The following is a 21,636-nucleotide window of genomic DNA, read 5'->3' on the forward strand; positions in this document are numbered from 1 at the left end:
AAAGACCGATGATTGGAACCATTTTTAAGTTGTTTCGGCTAGTTATGTCCCAGCCTCGTTTTTGTGTAATGAAAAGAAAGTATATGAATTTGGCTTTATCTCATATGACAGTGGAAGATCGACTAACTACGCCGCTCCTGAGCGCAACGTCGACCCACACTGCGATGCGCGGGCGCAGTCCGTACTTCCTAAATGGGCCCCGTGCTTTTGTTCAAAAACACAATATAAATAGAGAAAGGGATTGTAACTTATGGTATTCTTAATATAGGAATTAAACGGAATGGAGGGTTGTTGATGGATTTTTTTAAAGATCTAGAAATTAATGTTCCCGTTATCCAAGCAGGGATGGCAGGTGGAATCTCAACGCCTGAACTCGTTGCTGCTGTAACAAATGCAGGCGCACTAGGTACGATAGGTGCGGGATATATGGGTGCAACGCATTTGAAACAGCAGATACAACGTGTTAAAAACCTGACAGATAAACCCTTTGCTGTGAATCTTTTTGCAACTAATCTGGAAAATTTCTCTGCTGATATTGCTGGCATGCAAGGTTTTTTAAACAAGTTCAGGGTCGAGCTGGGAATCAATTCAGGAGATGAAATAGTTAAAACGAATGATTATTTGCAAGAAAAAGTCTATGTGATTATCCAGGAAAAGATACCGATCGTCAGTACGGCATTTGGTGTATTATCTTCCGTTTTAATAGAACGGTTGAAACAACATAATGTAACATTGATTGGTATGGCAACTAATCTTGATGAGGCAAAACAGCTGGTGGAAGCGGGATATGATTGTATTGTTGCACAGGGATATGAAGCAGGGGGACACCGTGGTACATTCGATGTCAAAATGCTGCCCAACGGAAGTGACATAGGCTTATCTGTACTTGTACAGACCTTCAAGGAAAATCTTTCTGTACCGATTATTGCAGCTGGAGGAATACATACGAAAGCACAAGTTAACGGGTTTTTAGCAATGGGTGCAGCTGGTGTTCAATTAGGAACCAGATTTTTAATAGCGAAAGAAGCTGGAACCAATGATGCCTATAGACGTGCTTTAATGAAAGCAAAAAGTGGGGACACTGTTATTACCAGGGCCTTTTCGGGGCGTCCGGCAAGAGCTGTTGCGAATCGATTTATCGAAGAGGTAGAAGGAAGTAAAATTGATACATTGCCATTTCCTATCCAAAATGAACTAACGAAAGATATTCGTGCCGCCGGTAAAGAATTTGCCATTGCAGATTTACAATCCCTTTGGGCAGGGCAGGGGGTTGGGGAAATTAAAAGTGAAGAAACGGCTGGAGAAATAATCAAGTCTCTCGTAGATCTTGGTAATGGGATGCTTGGTCAGAGTGAAAATAACGCACCTGCTCAACTCATTGATCAATAAGAAAGTCAGCAGCTATCCTATGTGCAGCTGCTGACGTTTCCTATCGCAGATTAACCTTGCAAATTAAAATGTTCCTTTACTTGCTCTCTTAGTTGGCGTTTCAGGAATTTGCCTACAGATGTTTTAGGGATCTCATTGAAAAAGAGAACATCGTCAGGTAGCCAGAACTTAGCGAACTGTGGCTTCAAAAACTCCAGCAATTCTTCTTTCTTCCCGGTTTCTGAAACATCTTCATGAAGCACAACACATGCGATTGGTCTTTCCTGCCATTCTGCATCAGGAATAGCCACCACACTTGCTTCAAAAACGGAATCATGTGCCATGAGGGCGTTTTCGAGATCGACGGAAGATATCCATTCACCGCCGCTTTTAATTAGATCCTTTGTCCGGTCGACTATCTTAATTGTTCCTTCCACGTCAACCGTTACAACACCACCTGTATGGAACCATCCATCAACAAAAGCATTCTCACTGCGTTCGTCCTTGTAATATTCATTCGCAATCCAGTGACCCCGCACGAGTAATTCACCCATATCTGTATCATTCCACTCTACTTCACCATCACTACCCATAATCTTCATCTGAAGCCCTGGAACTAAGATTCCTTGTCTCGAGCGCTCCTCTAACTTCTCATCACCTGTTAAATCCTGCTGGTAGCTCTTTAAGCGGGATATGGTTACGAGTGGCGTAGTTTCTGTTGCACCATAAGCGTGATAACCTATCTTTGTAATATCATATTATTTCAATTATTATAAATAAATAAAAAACACGGGTAATAAATTGTGATTTTAGGGCTTATCTATCATGTTTACTTGCTTATTTTTATAAACTGCAAATGTATTTCATGCATACTTACATTTGTAGAAAATAATGTTAATTTTAAATTGTTAGGAATAGATTGACAATAGTATAAATATAAGGGTAAAATATAGACTGCTAGAGTATTATAAGGGGGAGTTTATATGAATAACAAAAGGTACATAGTACCGTTCACCATGTTGCTGATACTTTCTTTGTTTTTAGCTGCTTGTGGCGGGAATAACGATGATAGTAGCGGAGATGGTAATAGTGACCCGGATTTTCTGCAGATGCTTACTGGGGGAACTAGTGGTACATATTACCCGTTAGGTGGGGAAATGGCGACAATAATTACGAATGAAACAGATATTCAAACAGACGCGGTATCATCTAACGCTTCTGCTGATAATGTAATCGCTTTACAAGAAGAAAATTCAGAACTTGCGTTTGTTCAAACAGACATAGTAGCAAATGCTGTTGAAGGAATTAATTCTTTTGACGGAAATCCTGTTGATAATGTACTTGCAATAGGTTCACTTTATCCGGAAACGATTCAGATTGTAACATCCGGAGATTCCGATATTTCTTCCGTTGAAGATTTAGCAGGAAAAACAGTTTCTGTAGGAGCACCAGGTTCTGGAACGTATGTAAACGCTGAACAGATTCTTGAAGTACACGGATTAACAATGGATGACATTGATGCACAAAATCTTGATTTTGGCGAATCTACCGGTGGAATTCAGGATGGTAATATTGACGCAGCTTTTATAACTGCTGGTACGCCAACTGGTGCGGTTGAAGGATTATCTGCCACAACTGATGTGAATGTCCTTCCGGTGTCACAAGAGAAAATTGATGAATTAATTGAACTACATCCTTATTATGCAGCTGATACAATTGAAGCTGGAACTTATGGGTTAGAAGAAGATGTTACGACAGTTGCTGTTCTTGCAATGCTAGCTGTAACAGAAAGTCTTTCAGAGGATTTAGTTTACAATATTACAAAAGCTATTTACGAAAATGCAGAGAAAATGGCCCATGAGAAGGCTAAATTCATCAGTACGGATGCAGCTTTAAATGGTATTGGGATTGATTTACACCCTGGAGCGAAAAAATATTTCGATGAAGTGGGCGTAACTGCAGAGTAATCGTAAAAGATAATTAATGAGAGGGCCGGCTGGTAATCCTTTTTTGGAGGAATTTGCTGCCGGCCATTCCATTTTAAATTAGGCCCTATTCATGCGGGAGATTTATCCTAATAAAAATCTTAATGGCATTCCAGGTGGATAATTATGAAAAATCTTTCAATAAAAACACTATTCTTTAGTACCCTTCTCTTGTTAGTTACTCTACTCTTACTATTATATGTTCCTTTCCGGACAGCTTTAGTATTTTATGAAGAAAATACAGCTAGTATTGAAGCATTTTTACCGATAAAAGAGGAAGATACCTTCCAGATCGTTTTCAAACATTCGATCCACCTGACTGATGTTGTGGAAAAATACATTGTTACTGCTAATAAAGATATAAAACAATATGAAATTATTTACGAAGAATTTGGCATAGGAATGCCATCTAATGCGGAAGTAGACCAGGAATTTGAATATATAGACGGCAAATATCATATAAAGGATTTAAATAACGTTTTTTCATCGATTAATATACGAAACGGGAAAACTGTTTCTGAAAATCGCCTTTTTTGGGGTGAGCAAGGGAACCATATGGTTTATTTCAATGATTACTTTGAGCCGGGTGCGTGGTTTAGAGTCGAAATTAAGAATCTATCATTATGGCAATACTTGAAAGGAGTGAGAATCCATGAGTGATTCAAAAAACCAATTAACAGAAAGTGAACAGGAGAAATTATTGCAAAAATACGATACTGAATCAAATACACGCAGTCTTGGTGGCATTGCTGCAAAAGTTGTCTTTTTTGGATTACTTGCCTTTTCATTATTTCAACTATACACAGGGGCATTTGGCCAATATACAGCGTATATTCAACGAACGGTTCACTTAGGTTTTGCGATGAGTCTCATTTTCTTATTATTCCCAGCGAGGAAAAAAGGAAATAAGAGAAAAGTAGCTTGGTATGATTATATACTTGTTTTGCTATCAATTATTGTATGTGGTTATTGGCCGGTATTTTATGATTCATTAGTGCGAAATATTGGTGGCATTAGTGATATACAAATGATAATTGGTGGTTTGGCTATATTGCTGGTTTTAGAAGCTACCAGAAGGGCGGTTGGACTTCCAATTACCATTATCGCTATAATCTTTATGGTGTATGCGTTATTCGGTCCGTACATGCCGGGTATGTTAGCACACCGAGGTCTCAGTTTGCAACAACTGATAGGTTCCATGTTCTTTACAACAGAAGGGATTCTTGGTACCCCCTTACAAGTATCTTCTACATATATTTTCCTGTTCCTGCTATTTGGAGCATTTCTCGTACAGACAGGTGTTGGTAACTATTTTAACGATTTAGCAATATCGCTGGCGGGAAGACGAACTGGCGGGCCGGCGAAAGTTGCTATTTTTTCAAGTGCATTGAATGGTACTATCTCTGGAAGTTCTGTAGCAAACACGGTAACGACCGGATCGTATACAATACCAATGATGAAGAGACTTGGTTATAAACCAAACTTTGCAGGCGCTGTAGAGGCGGCCTCATCTACGGGTGGACAAATTATGCCGCCGATTATGGGGGCTGCAGCTTTCTTAATGATTGAATTTGCTGGAGTTGGTTATTGGGAAATAGCAAAAGCAGCAACTATTCCTGCAATTTTATATTTTTCAGGTATATGGATTATGACCCATCTGGAAGCAAAAAGGTTGGGACTCCATGGGTTGCCAAAGGAAGATATACCAAGTAAAAAATCAGTATTAAAGAAGATACATCTTTTACTGCCTATCCTGGCAATTGTCTTCTTACTATTCCAGGGTTTTAGTATTGAACGAACTGCTTTATACGGTATAGGGATAACCATACTCGTAAGTTTATTCAGAAAAGATACAAGGATAACGCCTAGCAAGTTTGTTTTGGCCTTAACTTCAGGTGCCAGAACTGCCCTGGGTGTTGCAGCTGCAACAGCCTGTGCGGGTATTATTGTTGGGGTGGTCACGAAGACTGGTCTGGGTCTTAAGATGGGTAATGGCCTCGTAAGTATGGCTGGAGCACTTGCAAACTCATTAGAAGCGCAAGTCTTATTAACATTGTTCTTTACAATGGTCGCATCCATTATTTTGGGAATGGGCTCACCAACAACAGCTAACTATATTATTACATCAACAATCGCTTTGCCGGCGATTCTGGCATTAAATGATCAATTAGAAGTAGCAATTCCTGTACTGGCTGGTCATATGTTTGTTTTCTATTTTGGTATAGTAGCAGATATTACACCACCGGTTGCACTGGCAGCATTTGCAGCAACTGGTATATCAGGGGGAGAGCCGATCCGGACAGGTGTAAATGCTTCTAAACTGGCGATTGCAGCATTCATCATTCCATATATGTTTGTATTACAGCCGCAGTTGTTAATGATTGATACTACAGCCTTGGAAGTGAGCTGGATTCTGGTAACAGCTATTGCCGGTATGATGGCAATTGGAGCGGGTATGATCGGTTTCTGGTATCGAAAAGTTCACTGGATAGAAAGAATATTAACAGTAGCGACTGGTTTATTCTTAATATATCCAGGAGGAAATTCAGATATAATTGGTTTTGTAGCTTTTGGTATATTGCTATCACTTCAGTTTGTGATTAAAGGAAGTAAAGGTTCTTCTGAAAAAGTAGAAGCAGCTGAAAAAAGTATATAATGGAATTTAAAAGTGGTCAGGGATACCTGGCCACTTTTTTTAAATTCTAAATGCTGATTTCAGCAATAACTCATGCTAAGCTTGATGAGAGAACAGAAGAGGGGGATGGCTTGAGGATGAAGAAACAGCATGACTTTACCCAGGGAAGTATACTTAAACAATTAATAATTTTTTCTGGACCAATAATGCTCGCAAACTTATTGCAAACCTCTTATCAGTTTATAGATAGTTTGTGGATAGGTAACTTGCTTGGAGGTAACGCATTAGGGGCTGTTGCTGTTTCGAGTACTATAATCTTTACTGTTCTATCTTTTGTTATTGGAGTAAATAATGCCGCGCTAACCATTTTGTCACAGCAAAAAGGAAAAGAAAATGAGACTGGTCTAAAACGTTATATAAATGCATTTGTCGTCTTACTGACCCTTATTTCCCTCGTTCTGGGATTGGCTGGTTTTATTTTTGCAGAACAATTTTTGAATTTACTGGGCACACCACACTCAATGATGGCATCAGCACAAGCCTATTTGCAGATTAACTTTTTAGGAATACTATTTTTATTTGGCTATAATTTTATTAGTACCGTCCTGCGAGCGTTAGGGGATAGTAAAACACCACTTCGTTTTGTTATGATCGCTGTTGGGTTAAATGTTGTTCTTGACCCTTTATTTATTGCTGGTTTCAATATGGGGGTAGAAGGAGCAGCATATGCCACAGTAATTTCACAAGGAGGAGCTTTTTTCTTTGGGGTAATTTACGTGTTACGTCGCAAGCTGGTGCCATTTAGCTTTCCAGCTCTCCCGGCCAGACAGGAAGTAAGCTTAATCTTTCATTTAGGCATACCCTCCGGTTTACAAATGGCAGTAATCTCTGCAGGGGTTGCAGCAATTATGAGTGTTGTAACAGGATATGGTGATGACGTTGTAGCTGGGTTTAGTGCAGCACAACGCTTAGATAGCCTGTTAATGCTTCCAGCTCATGCACTAGGCATAGCGGTTAGCAGTATGGCAGGACAAAATATAGGAATAGGAGATTGGTCGAGAGTAAAGAGGATTGCTAAGTATGGCGTTTTGTATAATTTTTCTGTTATGCTACTTGTAGGTATACTCGTTGTTTTTTTTGCAGAGCACGGAGTCAGACTATTTATCCAGGGAGAAGAAGCGATTCAGTTTGGAACAAGGTACTTACAAATAATTGCATTGTGTTACCCTTTTCTGGTAATTAATTTTATATTAAATGGAATCGTCCGGGCGGCAGGGGCGATGTATCAGATACTTGCCCTTAATATAATATCCTTTTGGATTTTACGTTACCCCTTGACCGCGCTTTTATCAAGCTGGTTTGGTGATAGTGGAATAGCAATTGGCATGGGCAGCAGTTTTATAATCAGCAGCATTTTTGCTTACTTGTATTACCGGTTTGGTAAGTGGCGGGAAAAGGAATTGTTTGTTGAAAAAAGCAAAAATATTTAGGAGTTTATCTATGAAAATAGTATTTAAGTTAGTAACGTCTGGTATTTTATCAGGACTTGTTCTTGGAGTTTTTTTAAAAGTGGTGGAAGAAGTATCGGAAAAAACCGTATATACACTGTTATTGAATATAGATTACTTCCCGATTATACAATATTGGAAGCTAAGTGAAACTGTAGAATTTACTCTACATATAATTGTGTCTGTCCTGTTCGCTGCAGTTTTGTATTTCCTGTTTAAACAAAGGAATATTCACAAAAAAATATCTGCGTATATTGTAGGAAGTATATTTGTTGGAGGTCTTTTATATCTGACGACAGCTTTTTCTGATCGGACACCAGTACTTACAGATAGTGCAGCATTTATTTATTGGATGGTAGGACATCTTATTTATGGAGTGATTGTCGGCTGCTTGCTATCTATTAAAAAGAAGGAATAGATTGCCCATGAAAATAAAGAAAAGGACGAAAAAAGCAATAGCTAAAGCTTTGACACTTGCATTGTTTATAGGAGGAACCCTTTTAGGCGTTTCTCTCTTAGCCTATGAAAAACCAATGCAGCAATTTGCTATATCAAACTTGTTAATTAGTGAGGAAGTCCAGAACTATCGATCTGTTGTAGAAAAGTATGCCGCTGAATACGAAGTTTCCGGCTATGTGGATGTCATTTTAGCAATGATGATGCAGGAGTCCGGGGGAAGAGGAAATGACCCAATGCAATCTTCAGAAAGCTACTGTGGAGATAGAAATTGTATCGATGATCCGGAACTTTCTATTAAACAGGGAGTCTACTATTTTTCCCGGACCTTGGATAAAGCAGAGGGTGACCTTGAATTGGCGGTCCAATCCTATAATTTTGGCAGTGGATTTATTGACTATGTGCATAATGAAACAGGAGAATACACACAGGATGTGGCGATTAATTTCTCGCGGGAAATGTATGAAAAAGATCCTGAAAAGGAAAAGTATCGATGTCCACGTAAAGAAGCGAAACAGATTGATGCATGTTACGGTGACATTTATTATGTTCGTTCCGTAATGGAATATAGAGACGTATTGGGAGCAAATAAGTAAGCGTATATGTTATGATAAAAAAAAGAATAAAAGGAGGAAGTATCATATGATTAAAGCAGTACATACAGAAAATTCACCAGCAGCAATTGGACCATATTCGCAAGCTATTCAAGCAGGTGACTTTGTTTATGTTTCCGGACAAATTCCAATTGATCCTGCAACAAGTGAAGTAGTTGACGGAATTGAAGCACAGACAAAGCAGGTTATGCAAAACTTAGAAGCTATTTTGACTGAGGTGGGGGCTGGATTCTCAAATGTAGTGAAGTTCACTATATTCCTGAGTTCAATGAACGACTTTGCTACTGTCAATGAGATTTACAGCGGCTATTTATCAGAGCCATATCCGGCTCGAGCCACAGTTGAAGTAAGCCGCTTACCGAAAGATGTGCTGGTTGAAATGGATGCTGTAGTCTACCTTAAATAAGGAGGTATACAAACTTGGAAAAGTTTACGTATCATAATCCAACAAAATTACTGTTTGGCAGAGGCCAGTTGAAATTGCTTCCCGAAGAAGTTCAGCAATACGGCAAGAAAGTACTTATTGTTTACGGCGGGGGAAGCATTAAGCGTAACGGAATATATGATAATGTGATAGCTAAACTAGATGAGATTGACGCAGAGGTTTTTGAACTATCCGGTGTAGAGCCAAATCCGCGAATTACTACAGTGCGTAAAGGTGTTGAAATTTGTAAAAATGAAGGTATCGAGTTTGTGCTGGCAGTTGGTGGCGGAAGCACAATTGATTGTACGAAGGCAATAGCCACAGGTGCGAAGACGGATGCAGATATGTGGGATATTGTAACAAAAAAGGTCCAAGCAAACGATGCATTGCCTTTCGGTACAGTTCTTACACATGCTGCTACAGGATCCGAAATGAATAGAGGCTCTGTTATTACCAACTGGGAAACAAATGAGAAGCATGGGTGGGGATCACCTTATACAAGCCCTGCATTTTCAATCCTTGATCCAGCTCATACATTTTCGGTTCCACGTGATCAAACTGTTTATGGCATTGTAGATATTATGTCACACGTGCTTGAACATTACTTTCATCAAGCACCAAATACACCAATTCAGGATCGATTTTGTGAATCAATTTTAAAGACAGTTATTGAAACTGCTCCTAAGCTATTGGATGACATGGATAATTTTGAATACCGGGAAACCATGATGCTTAGTGGCACATTAGCATTAAATGATATGCTGAACATGGGGTTCCGGGGAGACTGGGCAACCCATAATTTGGAACATGCTGTATCTGCGGTACATGATATACCACATGGTGGCGGTCTTGCAATATTATTTCCTAACTGGATGAAACACGTTTTGGATAATGACAACGCAGCGCGCTTTAAACAGCTGGCTGTACGTGTGTTTGATGTAGACGCTGATGGAAAGTCAGATTTGATTGCAGCTGAAGAAGGGATTACGAAACTCCGTGATTTCTGGGACAGCATAGAAGCACCGTCCACGTTGGCAGATTATTCAATTGATGAGAGTTCCATAGTTGAAATGGCCGATAAAACGGTTATTGCCCGTGCTGAATATGGTAACTTTAAAAAGCTGACGAAGCAGGATTCTGTCGAAATTTTTACAGCAAGCTTGTAGTTGAGTTAACTCAAAATTCGACAATATATTTCCCGGGAAATATGACAATTATTGTGTCTTTTCAACAGCTCATTTGTTTAATAGACGAAAATAAAGAAGAACTGGCTGCTATTTATAAACAGCCAGTTCTTCTTTTATTGCAACTCTGATTTTATCTAAACATTCTTCGGGGGTGTTACCGAAAATGCGTCTATTATTAACGAGTGCATATGGTTTTACACGACATAGTCCGCAAAAAGATAAGCACTCATTCATTAGTACAGCTACTTCTGGAAATTCAGATTCAATTATTTCTTCTATATTAACAGTAGTGATTGCATTTCCGTCACAGACTTCTACTACGACTATACCCATGAGAATCACTTTCTTTCTATTTATAGGATGTCAAAATTTACTTTCAAATTTTGAACTAATTTAATTACTAAGACTCTGTTAGTTTTAGCATATATTACGATACAAATCAATAGTTGGCGTTTAAATTGGTGAAGGTCAACAACCCAAAAGCCCGCCCCAGCCCAGTCTACCTATTTTTGGTTGAAAGACAAAGCTGTTTTTGAGTAACATGTAGTAGGGATTAGTAGAAAGTGTATAAAAAAAGACCGGGAACTAAGAGCTTCCCGGACATCCTATCCTCTATGCGGCGATAAAGAAGGTGATTGTTTCCCTTCGTATTCATATTTGTACCAAGCGATCAGCATGATGAAGCCACTCAGTATTAACAGACCACTAGTTACGAAGAACACGGATGAGAAGCCAAAGAATCCTGCGAGCGTTCCGCCAAGCGCTGGACCGATAATATTGCCCAAGAAACGCAAACTGGTATTATAACCGAGAACTTCGCCTTGCATGGATAAAGGAGCCTCCTGTCGTATATAAGCCATTCGTACCGGAATAATTCCACCAATAGCCATACCCAGAATGAACCGCAGGATTATCAGCTGCCAGATATTTGTTACGAATGCCCCTGGCAAGTAAACGATCCCTGCCATAAATAAAAGGACTATTAATATTTTTATATAGCCATGCCTGTCACCTAAGCTGCCCCATTTTCTTGCCATTAAGAGATTGCCTAAACCAGCAGCTGAAAAAGCCATGCCGGAAAATAGAGCAATGCTCGCGGGGCCGTGAATTTCTAATACGAATAATGATAAGATTGGCTGGATACTAAAGTGAGCTATTTGCACCAGGATGGAAATTAACATAACGATTAACAATACCGGTTTCCTGATGATGTGCAACAATACTTCCCTACTGGAATAAGATTGGTTCTCTGTATCATCCTGGTAATTAATGCGCAATTCTTTTATCCCGAAATAGACGATAAGCGCGGAGATGAACACGGTAATAGACACCCACTTAAATGTACTCGCATAGCCAAAGACATCTGCTAGAACTCCACCTAAAAGGGGACCCATGAGTGCCCCGGTAATACTTCCTGTTTGCAGTGTACCCAGAACACGACCAGCAATATTTTTGGGTGTTTGTGTGGCAATAAGCGCTTGTGACATTGGGATAAATCCTGTTACAATACCCATTAACATACGCAATAAAAAAAGCTGCCATACGGATGTGGCAAACCCCATTAGAAAAACAGATAAACCAAGCCCTATAGCAGAAAAGATTAATATATTCTTTCTGCCAAATTTATCACCAATCCGTCCCCAAATCGGAGAAAAGATAAAGGCGGTGACAAATGTGATTCCAAAAATAAACCCTGACCATTTTTGTACATAGGCCGCCGAAAAGTTCCCCATGGAATCGATATATAAAGATATGAATGGAAGTACCATGGTGATACTGCCAGCAATAAAAAAGTTAGCGAACCACATGATCACTAAATTTCGCTTAACTATAGATTTATTATCAGTGATTGAAATGCCCTTCTTTCTAAAAAAGTATTTCGTTACTCTAAATATATTAGATGTAGATAAAAAAATAAAGCATTCTGCTCAAATGTTGTTTTAATTAAAATTGCTTGAACTTATATTCATTTTACAGATAAAACGTTATAATAAACTAACAATGATATTTGCCATTGTACAAGCATAAGATGGAAGTGAAAATAAAAGCAAACATACTGGAATAATATAAAAGGGGATAGTAAAATTATGAACTATATCTTTAAGTTAATGACAATCTTACTATTGGTTGCAGGTTTAGTTACAGGGTTATCACTACCTGTAATGGCGGATGATGGTGGTGCGAGTGATTCTGACAGTATTAATGAAAAACTTGGCGTACCGATTGTTGTTTATGGAGATACGCTAACAGATGCACAGAAGGCTGAAGTCCGTGATCTACTAAGAGTGGCGGAGGCTGATGCGGTACAGGAATATGATGTAACTGGTCAGGATATTGCGAATTATATCGATGGCAATCCAAATTCAAACATGTATTCTTCTGCTAAAATTGTTAGACAGGAAGAAGGAAATGGCTTAACAATTAATATCGTAACACCCGATAATATAACGGCGGTTACAAAGGAAATGTATGCTAATGCTCTGCTGACTGCCGGGGTAGAAAATGCTACCGTAGATGTTGCATCTCCTGTTAAAGTAAGTGGTCATTCAGCACTGACAGGGATTTACAAAGCCTACGATGTTGAAGGTGAAGGGCTGGATAAGGAACGAATGGAATTAGCCAATGAGGAATTGGATGTAGCAACAGATCTTGCTGAAAAAGATGGAATGAGTCAGGAAAAGGTCAGTGAACTTTTGACCGAGATCAAGAAAGCCATCGCTGATCAGGACCCTGCAACAAAAGAGGATGTTGAGCGGATTGTAAAAGAACAATTAGATAAGCTTGAAATATCCTTAAATGAAGCGGATCGAGAAATGCTGGTCAATCTTTTTGAGAAAATGCGTGACTTGAATATCGATTTTGATAAAGTGAAAAATCAATTAGAAGATATTGCTACTACAATTAAAGATAAAATTGATGACCTGGGTTTAGATCCAGGGTTCTGGGAGAAGGTAGCAAACTTCTTCAGTGAGATTTTCGAATCGTTAAGTGGTCTTCTAAAAGGACTTTTTAATTAGTAGGTATTAACTGAAGAAAAAGGACTCGTAAATGGGTCCTTTTCTTCTTGTAAAAGTATGGAGTGATCTAATGGAAAAGCAAAAACAAACCTCTCATAGGTGGGCACTGGCCCTTTTTACAATAGGTGTTTTTATGGCTGGGCTGGACAATGGGATTATAAGTACTGCCTTAACTACAATTAATGATTCCTTTAATGTCTCTCCATCATGGGGAGCCTGGAGTATAACTCTCTATACTCTTGGTATAGCAATCAGTGTCCCTATAATAGGTAAACTGTCAGACCGTTATGGCAGAAGGCGCCTTTTTATAGTGGAAATCGCACTATTTGGAGTTGGCTCCCTGCTGGTAGCATTGAGCCCTACTTTTGCTTTCCTTCTTACTGCGCGATTTATTCAAGCAATTGGTGGAGGGGGAATATTTATTATTGGCAGCTCCTACATCCTCTCTACCCTGCCGAAGGAAAAACAAGGAAAGGCGCTCGGTATGCTAGGTGGAATGCACGGACTGGCAGCAGTAATCGGACCAAACATGGGTGCTGTAATATTGAGTTTAACTGGGTCATGGCACTGGATGTTTCTGATCAACATACCAATTGCACTTTTTCTTATTATTTTTGGATTTAAAAAGATTGAGGAGTCAAATCCAGGGACTGCAAAGCCACTGGATATAAAAGGAACACTATTGCTTGCATTAGGTATACTAGGTTTTATGTATGGAATAACGCAACTAAACAGTACTGCATTTCTGACTAGCCTCATGCAGCCAAATGTATTGCCATTTCTAGCAGGTGCTATAATAATATTTATAATTTTAATTGTTCATGAACGGCGAGTTGAACAATTAGGTGGAGACCCAATCCTGGCATACTCCTTAATGAGACAGCGAAAGTTTCAAACAACATTGCTACTTGGGTTATTATCCGGTGGTTTCCTGGCTGGTATTATCTTTATTCCAGCCTTCGTGCAGCAAGCATTACACGTTCCTGTAGAACATGCCGGATATTGGCTTACGCCGCTTGCAATTGCATCTGGTATTGGGGCAGGGCTTGGAGGAATGTTGACGGATAAGCATGGAGCGACTAGAACGGTTATTCTTTCTGGAATTATGGGAATAATCGGGTTCGCATTATTCCCACTGATAGTAGAAGGCTTTTTCACCTTCTTGATAGCAAGTATTCTATCAGGGATAGGATTAGGTATTCTACTAGGTGCGCCACTGAATGTGTTAGTGGGAGAAAGTGCAAAAGAAGGCGAGCAAGGATCTGCATTAGGTACATTATCGCTGATTCGTCAAATAGGATTGACTCTCTTTCCAACAATCTACGCTGGATTTATGACTGGTGCATTTACTAAAGTAGAGCCCGCTATAAAGGAGAGTACGGGGGAAACTATAGAAGCGGTAAATGGAAATTATGGTGATTTAATAGAAAGCATTAGTCAATTTGAAGATCCGTTAGTCCAAACGAACATGTTAGAGGCAGCAACAGAAATAATCCGAAGCGGGTTCTCGCAAATGTTTATTACAGCAATGATCTTATCCATATTGGTCATGTTGACAGGAATATATCTCTATAAAAAACAAAAATAGTAAGAATCAAGCACATCCATGGAATAGGGGTGTGCTTGATTTGTTGCAATACTACTATACTGTGACTATAGTAATACAAACGAGCGATAACTAATACTTTTGTCACGAATCTATTATAATTGTAATATTTCTCTGCTTTTTTGGTAATCCTTGTAATAGACTCTTAAAAGTCTTGTAACTGCATTGCTTATGTGTGTGTGATACGATAGGCATTGTCAGAAATTAAAGGAGGGACTACTTTTGAAAAAATTAGTAGTATCAATCACTGCAGGAATTATCATTGCTGGCGCAGCTGTATCAAATGTTTCCGCGGAGGAATACGAAGTCCAAAAAGGTGACAGCCTTTGGAATATTGCAAAAGAATATAACACTTCGGTTGAAGAATTAGTAGATATAAATGAATTGAAATCCACAACGATTCACCCTAAACAAACGCTATTTATCAACGAAGAATATATAGTAAAAAAAGGTGATACCTTAATTGGTATCGGAAATGAATATGATGTTAAGGTAGAGGACATAAAAGAATGGAACGACCTATCTTCTGATATCATTACAATAGGACAAGTATTAAAAATAAAAGGTGTTAATGTTGAACAGGAAGCTGCACCAGCTGCAACAACAGCATCTACTGAAAACACGGAGACGAATGAAGATAATACAGTTAACAGTGAAGTAGTAACAGCTGATCAAGAGCAAGAAAAAGCAGAAGGAAAAACAATATCTGTAACAGCTACAGCTTATACTGCGGGTTGTGATGGATGTTCAGGAATTACATCAACAGGAATAAACTTAAACGAGGACCCGAACGCAAAAGTTATTGCAGTTGACCCTACAGTTATTCCATTAGGCTCAAAAGTCTATGTTGAAGGCTATGGTCATGCAGTAGCTGGCGATATTGGTAGTGCGATTAAAGGAAACAAAATCGATCTTCATGTCCCAACTAAAGACGAAGCTTACAGCTGGGGCGTACGTACAGTTGAAGTAACTATAGTAGATTAATTTTAAAACCAATAATGAAAAGGAAAGCTATCTATAGTAGATGCTTTCCTTTTTTTTATTTACTCTAAACATATATAGAAATAAAATCTAGTAAAAAACTAGGATGTTATTGTGGTAGAGTGGCCATTTTCATTTATGATTTCATTTGTTTCGTCTGCCTTGGTATAACCAAATATACCGAAGCTGATGATGAGTACCGCGAAAAGAGCGATTAATACTTTCTTCATTTTAATTTTAACGCCTCCAAAACTATTCGTATCTACTATAAGTATAATAAATAGTAGAATAAATAACTATCTTTTTAGTGACATTTGATTAGGTAAATCTTACGTTATTGTAAGATGAATTCGAATAACCGAACTCTAGGCAGACTAGTTTTTAACTACTGTAGTTCTAATCACTAATCACAAAATTATTTTACTATTTTCATTCCCTTGGCTGCAGGTAAACTTTTGAAAATGTTTATGTTAAACTTAATTTAAGTGAAGCAGTAAATAAACGGATAAAGTGTACTTATTAGAAGGAGGAATTAACTAATGGCTAGTAAAACATTAGATACATTCTTAAATGAAAATATAAAGGATTTAAAAGAACGCGGGTTATACAACGAAATTGATCCTGTTCAAGGACCAAATGGACCGAAAATTAAAATTGACGGAAAGACGTTAATTAATTTGTCATCAAATAATTATTTAGGCCTTGCAACAGATGATCGTTTAAAGGAAGCAGCCAAGCAAGCAGTAGACTCCCATGGTGTAGGAGCGGGTGCAGTCCGTACAATAAACGGCACATTGGATCTTCACATAGACCTTGAGAAGAAGCTTGCAGAATTTAAAGGAACAGAAGCAGCAATCTCTTATCAATCTGGGTTTAACTGTAATATGGCAGCTATTTCAGCTGTAATGGATAAAAATGACGCTATTCTATCTGATGAGTTAAATCATGCATCTATTATTGATGGCTGTCGATTATCAAAAGCTAAAATAATCCGCGTAAATCATTCTGATATGGAAGACCTTCGCAGTAAAGCTAAAGAAGCTGTTGAGTCTGGTCAGTATAATAAAATTATGGTTATCACAGATGGCGTATTTTCTATGGATGGCGATGTAGCTAAACTTCCTGAAATCGTTGAAATCGCTGAAGAATTTGACCTTATAACCTATGTGGATGATGCCCATGGATCTGGTGTGTTTGGTAAAGGCGCAGGAACAGTGAAACACTTTGGTTTGCAGGATAAGGTGGACTTCCAAATGGGAACCCTATCAAAAGCAATTGGGGTAATCGGAGGATACGTCGCTGGTAAAGAAAATTTGATTGACTGGTTAAAAGTACGTTCCCGTCCATTTTTATTTTCTACTGCGGTTTCTCCTGCAGACGCCATAGCGAGTACGAAAGCAATTGAAATATTAATGGAAAGCACAGATTTAAATGAAAAACTATGGGAAAATGGAAATTATTTAAAAGAAGGACTAAAAAAATTAGGCTTTGATATAGGAAATAGCGATACACCGATTACGCCATGTATGATTGGTGGAGAAAGCGATACACAAAAATTCAGTAAACGATTGTATGAAGAAGGCGTATATGCTAAATCCATTGTATTCCCAACTGTACCAAGAGGGACTGGACGTGTAAGAAATATGCCAAGTGCAGCCCACACAAAGGAAATGCTTGATGAGGCAATCGCTGTTTATGAAAAAGTTGGCAAGGAAATGGGCTTACTATAAAAACCAAAAACTAACATTCATTAGAGGCTCTCTATTGAATGTTAGTTATGTGTGCGGTAACTTTCAAAAAGTATTCTTGTTGGGATAAAGAGGGGTATTGAAAATGAAAAAAATTCTAGTTACAGGATCTCGGGGGCAAATTGGATCAGAGCTAGTAAGAAAATTACGTGAAACGTATGGAGCGTCAAATATAATTGCTACAGATATAAGAAAAATGGACGACGACCATAAAGAGGGGCCTTTTGAGGTTGTTGATGTTACTGATAGCGATCGACTGTTTACGGTAGCAAAAGAGCATAACGTGGATACAATTATGCATTTAGCAGCGTTACTATCAGCAACTGCAGAGGCAATGCCAAAAGTAGCCTGGGATCTAAATATGGGTGGTTTAATTAATGCACTTGAAGTAGCACGTGAACTGGACTTGCAATTCTTTACACCAAGCTCTATTGGGGCATTCGGTCCTTCTACTCCGAAAGATAATACACCACAAGACACATTGCAACGTCCAACTACTATGTATGGAGTTAACAAGGTTGCAGGTGAGCTGTTATGCGATTACTATTATAGTCGTTACGGAGTGGATACACGTGGCGTTCGTTACCCGGGACTGATTTCACATGTAACTCCGCCTGGTGGAGGTACTACGGACTATGCGGTGGAGATTTATTATGAGGCAGTTAAAAACAAGGCTTATACATCGTACATTGGTGAAGGCACTTCTATGGATATGATGTACATGCCAGATGCACTGAATGCAATCATTCAGTTAATGGAGGCAGACCCAGGCAAGCTGGAGCATCGCAATGCATTTAACATATCAGCAATTGCGGCAGCACCAGAGGATTTTGGTAAAGCGATCCAGAAGTATATTCCGGAATTCAAGTTGTCTTATGAAGTGGATCCCATTAGGCAAACAATTGCTGAGAGCTGGCCAAACAGCATAGATTCATCTGCTGCAGCAAAAGAGTGGGGCTTTAAAGTAGAATATGATCTTGATAAGATGACTAAAGAAATGCTGGATAGACTCACAGAAAAAAATAAATAGTTTGTTGCTGGGCGTTCTCTTGCTGCAAAGCAGGGGACGTTTTTTAATTTGGCGTGCTGACTGAGAGATGCTAGTAGCATGTGGCTGCTGGATAAGCGGTCATGAACGGCGGTAAATACCGCTAACGCTGGATAATGAGAGTGGAGCACTGATAATCCTCCAAATACGCGGGATAAAGCACTACAACCGCGTGATAAATTGCAGTAACTGCTGTATAAAGAGCTACGACCGCTGGAATCAACAAACCGAAAACCGGCTCAACCAACCGGACATCGCATAACCAAAAAGCAACACAAAAAGAGCACTCTCCACAGGGGAAAGCGCTCAATCATTTGTTCATTAATAGGAAGGTATAAAATTTTGGCTGCAATTATTCTTACAATTAAACAGCCACGTCCGGCTCCAGCGCCCAGGGACTAGCTAGACTTCCTTCACCTCCGTACGATAAGTCAACATCGGCTCCCTCCGGTCGCCGTGTTTCCTTTATCTCCTGCGGCTCAGTCCAGTCCGTACGTCCCTAATCGGGCGCTTGCGCCTTTGATCATTAACTAGCGTACATTTCAGCAATTTGCTTCTGTAATTTACTATCCCGTACATATTCATCATAGGTCATTTCTTTATCGACAATTCCATTTGGTGTTATTTCGATTAGACGGTTTGCAATACTGTTAACAAACTGATGATCATGCGATGTAAATAGCATGGAACCCTTGAATTTGATTAGACCATTATTCAACGAAGTAATCGACTCCAGATCCAAATGGTTTGTTGGTTCATCCAATAATAATACATTTGCATTGCTTAGCATCATTTTCGATAGCATGCAGCGAACTTTTTCTCCACCGGATAACACATTTGCTTTCTTTAATGCTTCTTCACCAGAAAATAACATTCTTCCTAAGAAGCCGCGCAGGAATGTTTCTGTCTGATCCTCCGGTGAGTACTGACGCAGCCAGTCCACAAGAGGCATGTCGTTATTTTCAAAGTATGCTGCATTATCTTTTGGAAAATAGGATTGGGAAGTGGTCACGCCCCATTTATATGTTCCTGCGTCAGGCTCCATTTCACCCATTAAAATTTTAAATAATGTTGTTTTGGAAATGTCATTTTTCCCTACAAGTGCAATTTTGTCATCTGCACTCATTGTAAAGCTGAGATTGTCGAGTACTTTTTTGCCACCGATTGATTTTGTCAATCCATCTACACGTAATAGGTCATTACCAATTTCACGTTCAGGCGTGAAGGCAATATACGGGTATTTACGTGAGGAAGGCTTGATATCATCGAGTGTAATATTATCCAACAATTTTTTTCGGGATGTTGCTTGCTTTGACTTCGAAGCATTTGCGCTAAATCGTGCAACAAAGGCCTGTAAGTCTTTTATTTTTTCTTCTTTTTTCTTATTTGCTTCCTGAGCCAACTGGGTAGCCAACTGACTTGATTCGTACCAGAAGTCATAGTTGCCAATGTAAATTTGGATTTTACCGTAATCTACATCTGCAATGTGTGTACAAACTTTATTTAAGAAGTGACGGTCGTGGGAAACGACAATTACTGTATTCTCAAAGTTAATTAGGAACTCTTCAAGCCACTGAATTGCCTGAATGTCCAAGCCGTTTGTAGGCTCATCCAAAAGTAAAATATCAGGCGTACCAAATAATGCTTGCGCAAGTAGTACTTTTACCTTTTGATCTCCAGCCAAATCAGCCATCTGCATCATGTGGAGTGATTCGTCAATGCCTAGACCTTTTAACAGGACGGCAGCATCAGATTCAGCTTCCCACCCATTCATTTCTGCAAATTCACCTTCAAGTTCTGCTGCACGCATACCATCTTCTTCTGAAAAATCAGCTTTCATGTAGATCGCATCTTTTTCCTGTTTTACTTTATATAAAGTCTCATGACCCATTAAAACAGTATCAAGAACCTGATGTTCTTCATATGCAAAGTGATCCTGTTTTAAAACCGTAAGTCTCTCACCAGGTGAGAAAGAAACATTTCCGGATTGGGGCTCTACTTCACCAGATAAAACTTTTAAAAAAGTGGATTTACCTGCGCCGTTTGCACCAATTAATCCATAACAGTTACCGGGAGTGAACTTCAAGTTTACTTCCTCAAATAACTTTTTGTCACCATATCGTAAACTAACATTATTTACATTTATCATACGTAGAATATCCTCCATTAAAATAAATAGCAATCATCGTTAGCTTACGGTATTTAGGGGGTTTCGTCAATGCAAAACAATCATATATATATAAGAGAAAGTGTTTTTTAAAGAAAATAGTAAAAATTAGCTTGTATAATTGCGAAAATTTTGTAATAGTAGAAATAAGACTGTATTTATAATTGGAAATATGTCACAATTAGACATTACCCATTCTATAAAAAGAACAGATTGGGAAGGGGGAATCAAATGGGGGAAAAGACGATATACTTTCTCTTTACCGATACAGGAACATATTTAGCTAAAGCTATTAATTATTGTACCAAGAAGTCTTTAAATCATGTCTCAATTGGGTTTGATAATGAATTGAGGAAAGTATACAGCTTTGGCCGCAAACGCTCAAGGAACCCATTCATCGGCGGCTTTGTGGAAGAGGATGTAAACAGTGATTTTCTAAAAAGTGCCAAGTGTGCAATATACAGTTATTCAACTTCAGAAGCCGAATATGAAAGTATCGTGAGGAATATTAAAACTATTGAAGCACAGAAGAGTAATTATAAATACAATTTCATTGGTTTATTTGGTGTATTGCTCGGGGTGGAAATTAAACGTAAAGACGCAATGTTTTGCTCGCAGTTTGTAGCGACTGTATTAAAAGATGCAGAGACGATTAGATTAACAAAAAAGGCATGTTTTATTACACCATCAGACATTCGTTCGCATGAAGGTATGAATTTACTTTTTGAAGGAAAGCTAGAAGATTATTGCCTTCACATTGTAAATAGTGGCAGAAAATTAGTTAAAGGTGAACAAATCTTACCAAAGCAATCATTTATAATATTATTATCTTCAAAAGTAAAACGATTTGTCATCAGATAGGAAGAGCCATATACAAATTGTAGATGGTTCT

At 38.7% G+C, this 21,636-nt stretch carries 19 protein-coding genes and 1 pseudogene; 15 read left to right on the top strand and 5 right to left on the bottom strand.

The window, feature by feature from the left end; all coding sequences use genetic code 11:
- Positions 1-294: 294 nt before the first annotated feature.
- Positions 295-1,389 (top strand): NAD(P)H-dependent flavin oxidoreductase, encoded by a 1,095-nt coding sequence (locus QGM71_RS12685; RefSeq protein ID WP_327607932.1) that lies wholly within the window; start codon positions 295-297, stop codon positions 1,387-1,389.
- Positions 1,390-1,439: 50 nt separating this feature from the next.
- Here QGM71_RS12685 and QGM71_RS12690 read toward each other — a convergent pair.
- A pseudogene (locus QGM71_RS12690) lies at positions 1,440-2,102 on the bottom strand (AMP-binding enzyme); the annotation flags it as partial.
- A gap of 249 nt (positions 2,103-2,351) precedes the next feature.
- Here QGM71_RS12690 and QGM71_RS12695 point away from each other — a divergent pair.
- The 8 genes from QGM71_RS12695 to QGM71_RS12730 all read left to right on the top strand — a co-directional run bounded on the left by QGM71_RS12695 (position 2,352) and on the right by QGM71_RS12730 (position 10,156).
- Positions 2,352-3,335: a TAXI family TRAP transporter solute-binding subunit gene (locus tag QGM71_RS12695; protein ID WP_327607933.1), complete on the top strand. Its 984-nt coding sequence runs from the start codon at positions 2,352-2,354 to the stop codon at positions 3,333-3,335.
- A 144-nt stretch (positions 3,336-3,479) separates the two neighbouring features.
- Complete coding sequence (locus tag QGM71_RS12700) at positions 3,480-4,013, top strand: DUF1850 domain-containing protein (protein ID WP_327607934.1); 534 nt, start codon at positions 3,480-3,482, stop codon at positions 4,011-4,013.
- Positions 4,006-6,009: a TRAP transporter permease gene (locus QGM71_RS12705; RefSeq protein ID WP_327607935.1), complete on the top strand. Its 2,004-nt coding sequence runs from the start codon at positions 4,006-4,008 to the stop codon at positions 6,007-6,009. Before QGM71_RS12700 ends, QGM71_RS12705 begins: the two co-directional genes overlap by 8 nt.
- A gap of 116 nt (positions 6,010-6,125) precedes the next feature.
- Positions 6,126-7,478: an MATE family efflux transporter gene (locus tag QGM71_RS12710; RefSeq protein ID WP_327607936.1), complete on the top strand. Its 1,353-nt coding sequence runs from the start codon at positions 6,126-6,128 to the stop codon at positions 7,476-7,478.
- A gap of 10 nt (positions 7,479-7,488) precedes the next feature.
- Positions 7,489-7,914: a hypothetical protein gene (locus QGM71_RS12715; RefSeq protein WP_327607937.1), complete on the top strand. Its 426-nt coding sequence runs from the start codon at positions 7,489-7,491 to the stop codon at positions 7,912-7,914.
- A 7-nt stretch (positions 7,915-7,921) separates the two neighbouring features.
- On the top strand, positions 7,922-8,548 hold the full coding sequence (locus QGM71_RS12720; protein WP_327607938.1) for a lysozyme family protein: 627 nt from the start codon (positions 7,922-7,924) through the stop codon (positions 8,546-8,548).
- Between the two features lie 46 nt (positions 8,549-8,594).
- Entirely contained in the window at positions 8,595-8,972 is a 378-nt protein-coding gene (locus QGM71_RS12725) for a RidA family protein (RefSeq protein WP_327607939.1), read from the top strand.
- Between the two features lie 14 nt (positions 8,973-8,986).
- Positions 8,987-10,156: an iron-containing alcohol dehydrogenase gene (locus QGM71_RS12730; RefSeq protein ID WP_327607940.1), complete on the top strand. Its 1,170-nt coding sequence runs from the start codon at positions 8,987-8,989 to the stop codon at positions 10,154-10,156.
- A gap of 108 nt (positions 10,157-10,264) precedes the next feature.
- Here the strand turns inward: QGM71_RS12730 and QGM71_RS12735 are convergent, their stop codons facing one another.
- On the bottom strand, positions 10,265-10,510 hold the full coding sequence (locus tag QGM71_RS12735) for a DUF1450 domain-containing protein (RefSeq protein WP_327607941.1): 246 nt from the start codon (positions 10,508-10,510) through the stop codon (positions 10,265-10,267).
- 272 nt (positions 10,511-10,782) lie between these two features.
- Positions 10,783-11,985, bottom strand: a complete 1,203-nt coding sequence (locus QGM71_RS12740) for an MFS transporter (protein WP_327608105.1) — start codon at positions 11,983-11,985, stop codon at positions 10,783-10,785.
- A 279-nt stretch (positions 11,986-12,264) separates the two neighbouring features.
- Here QGM71_RS12740 and QGM71_RS12745 point away from each other — a divergent pair, with 279 nt between their 5' ends.
- The 3 genes from QGM71_RS12745 (at position 12,265) to QGM71_RS12755 (ending at position 15,784) form a co-directional block, all read left to right on the top strand.
- Positions 12,265-13,194: a DUF1002 domain-containing protein gene (locus QGM71_RS12745; RefSeq protein ID WP_327607942.1), complete on the top strand. Its 930-nt coding sequence runs from the start codon at positions 12,265-12,267 to the stop codon at positions 13,192-13,194.
- 70 nt (positions 13,195-13,264) lie between these two features.
- Positions 13,265-14,782, top strand: coding sequence for an MFS transporter (locus QGM71_RS12750; protein ID WP_327607943.1), 1,518 nt, complete (start codon positions 13,265-13,267; stop codon positions 14,780-14,782).
- 240 nt (positions 14,783-15,022) lie between these two features.
- The gene (locus QGM71_RS12755) at positions 15,023-15,784 is read left to right on the top strand and encodes a 3D domain-containing protein (RefSeq protein ID WP_327607944.1); all 762 of its coding nucleotides are present in this window, start codon (positions 15,023-15,025) and stop codon (positions 15,782-15,784) included.
- 98 nt (positions 15,785-15,882) lie between these two features.
- On the opposite strand, the gene QGM71_RS12760 is transcribed toward QGM71_RS12755, so the two are convergent.
- Positions 15,883-16,011: a hypothetical protein gene (locus tag QGM71_RS12760; RefSeq protein WP_327607945.1), complete on the bottom strand. Its 129-nt coding sequence runs from the start codon at positions 16,009-16,011 to the stop codon at positions 15,883-15,885.
- 309 nt (positions 16,012-16,320) lie between these two features.
- On the opposite strand from QGM71_RS12760, the gene QGM71_RS12765 reads away from it, so the two are divergent.
- The gene (locus tag QGM71_RS12765) at positions 16,321-17,511 is read left to right on the top strand and encodes a glycine C-acetyltransferase (RefSeq protein WP_327607946.1); all 1,191 of its coding nucleotides are present in this window, start codon (positions 16,321-16,323) and stop codon (positions 17,509-17,511) included.
- A gap of 103 nt (positions 17,512-17,614) precedes the next feature.
- On the top strand, positions 17,615-18,559 hold the full coding sequence (locus tag QGM71_RS12770) for an L-threonine 3-dehydrogenase (protein ID WP_327607947.1): 945 nt from the start codon (positions 17,615-17,617) through the stop codon (positions 18,557-18,559).
- Between the two features lie 544 nt (positions 18,560-19,103).
- Here the strand turns inward: QGM71_RS12770 and QGM71_RS12775 are convergent.
- Positions 19,104-20,726 carry an ABC-F family ATP-binding cassette domain-containing protein gene (locus QGM71_RS12775; protein ID WP_327607948.1) on the bottom strand — a complete coding sequence of 541 codons (1,623 nt, stop codon included), beginning with the start codon at positions 20,724-20,726 and terminating at the stop codon, positions 19,104-19,106.
- Positions 20,727-20,975: 249 nt separating this feature from the next.
- Here QGM71_RS12775 and QGM71_RS12780 point away from each other — a divergent pair, with 249 nt between their 5' ends.
- Entirely contained in the window at positions 20,976-21,605 is a 630-nt protein-coding gene (locus QGM71_RS12780) for a hypothetical protein (protein ID WP_327607949.1), read from the top strand.
- The last annotated feature ends 31 nt before the right edge of the window (positions 21,606-21,636 follow it).

It is taken from the genome of Virgibacillus tibetensis, assembly GCF_036026595.1.
Classification (GTDB): domain Bacteria; phylum Bacillota; class Bacilli; order Bacillales; family Amphibacillaceae; genus Virgibacillus_P; species Virgibacillus_P tibetensis.

Coding starts and splice junctions, on each gene's coding strand:
- QGM71_RS12780 (WP_327607949.1), top strand. CDS start 20,976: ATGGGGGAAAAGACGATATACTTTCTCTTTACCGATACAGGAACATAT.
- QGM71_RS12695 (WP_327607933.1), top strand. CDS start 2,352: ATGAATAACAAAAGGTACATAGTACCGTTCACCATGTTGCTGATACTT.
- QGM71_RS12700 (WP_327607934.1), top strand. CDS start 3,480: ATGAAAAATCTTTCAATAAAAACACTATTCTTTAGTACCCTTCTCTTG.
- QGM71_RS12685 (WP_327607932.1), top strand. CDS start 295: ATGGATTTTTTTAAAGATCTAGAAATTAATGTTCCCGTTATCCAAGCA.
- QGM71_RS12775 (WP_327607948.1), bottom strand. CDS start 20,726: ATGATAAATGTAAATAATGTTAGTTTACGATATGGTGACAAAAAGTTA.
- QGM71_RS12725 (WP_327607939.1), top strand. CDS start 8,595: ATGATTAAAGCAGTACATACAGAAAATTCACCAGCAGCAATTGGACCA.
- QGM71_RS12720 (WP_327607938.1), top strand. CDS start 7,922: ATGAAAATAAAGAAAAGGACGAAAAAAGCAATAGCTAAAGCTTTGACA.
- QGM71_RS12745 (WP_327607942.1), top strand. CDS start 12,265: ATGAACTATATCTTTAAGTTAATGACAATCTTACTATTGGTTGCAGGT.
- QGM71_RS12750 (WP_327607943.1), top strand. CDS start 13,265: ATGGAAAAGCAAAAACAAACCTCTCATAGGTGGGCACTGGCCCTTTTT.
- QGM71_RS12765 (WP_327607946.1), top strand. CDS start 16,321: ATGGCTAGTAAAACATTAGATACATTCTTAAATGAAAATATAAAGGAT.
- QGM71_RS12710 (WP_327607936.1), top strand. CDS start 6,126: ATGAAGAAACAGCATGACTTTACCCAGGGAAGTATACTTAAACAATTA.
- QGM71_RS12770 (WP_327607947.1), top strand. CDS start 17,615: ATGAAAAAAATTCTAGTTACAGGATCTCGGGGGCAAATTGGATCAGAG.
- QGM71_RS12705 (WP_327607935.1), top strand. CDS start 4,006: ATGAGTGATTCAAAAAACCAATTAACAGAAAGTGAACAGGAGAAATTA.
- QGM71_RS12760 (WP_327607945.1), bottom strand. CDS start 16,011: ATGAAGAAAGTATTAATCGCTCTTTTCGCGGTACTCATCATCAGCTTC.
- QGM71_RS12715 (WP_327607937.1), top strand. CDS start 7,489: ATGAAAATAGTATTTAAGTTAGTAACGTCTGGTATTTTATCAGGACTT.
- QGM71_RS12740 (WP_327608105.1), bottom strand. CDS start 11,985: ATGTGGTTCGCTAACTTTTTTATTGCTGGCAGTATCACCATGGTACTT.
- QGM71_RS12735 (WP_327607941.1), bottom strand. CDS start 10,510: ATGGGTATAGTCGTAGTAGAAGTCTGTGACGGAAATGCAATCACTACT.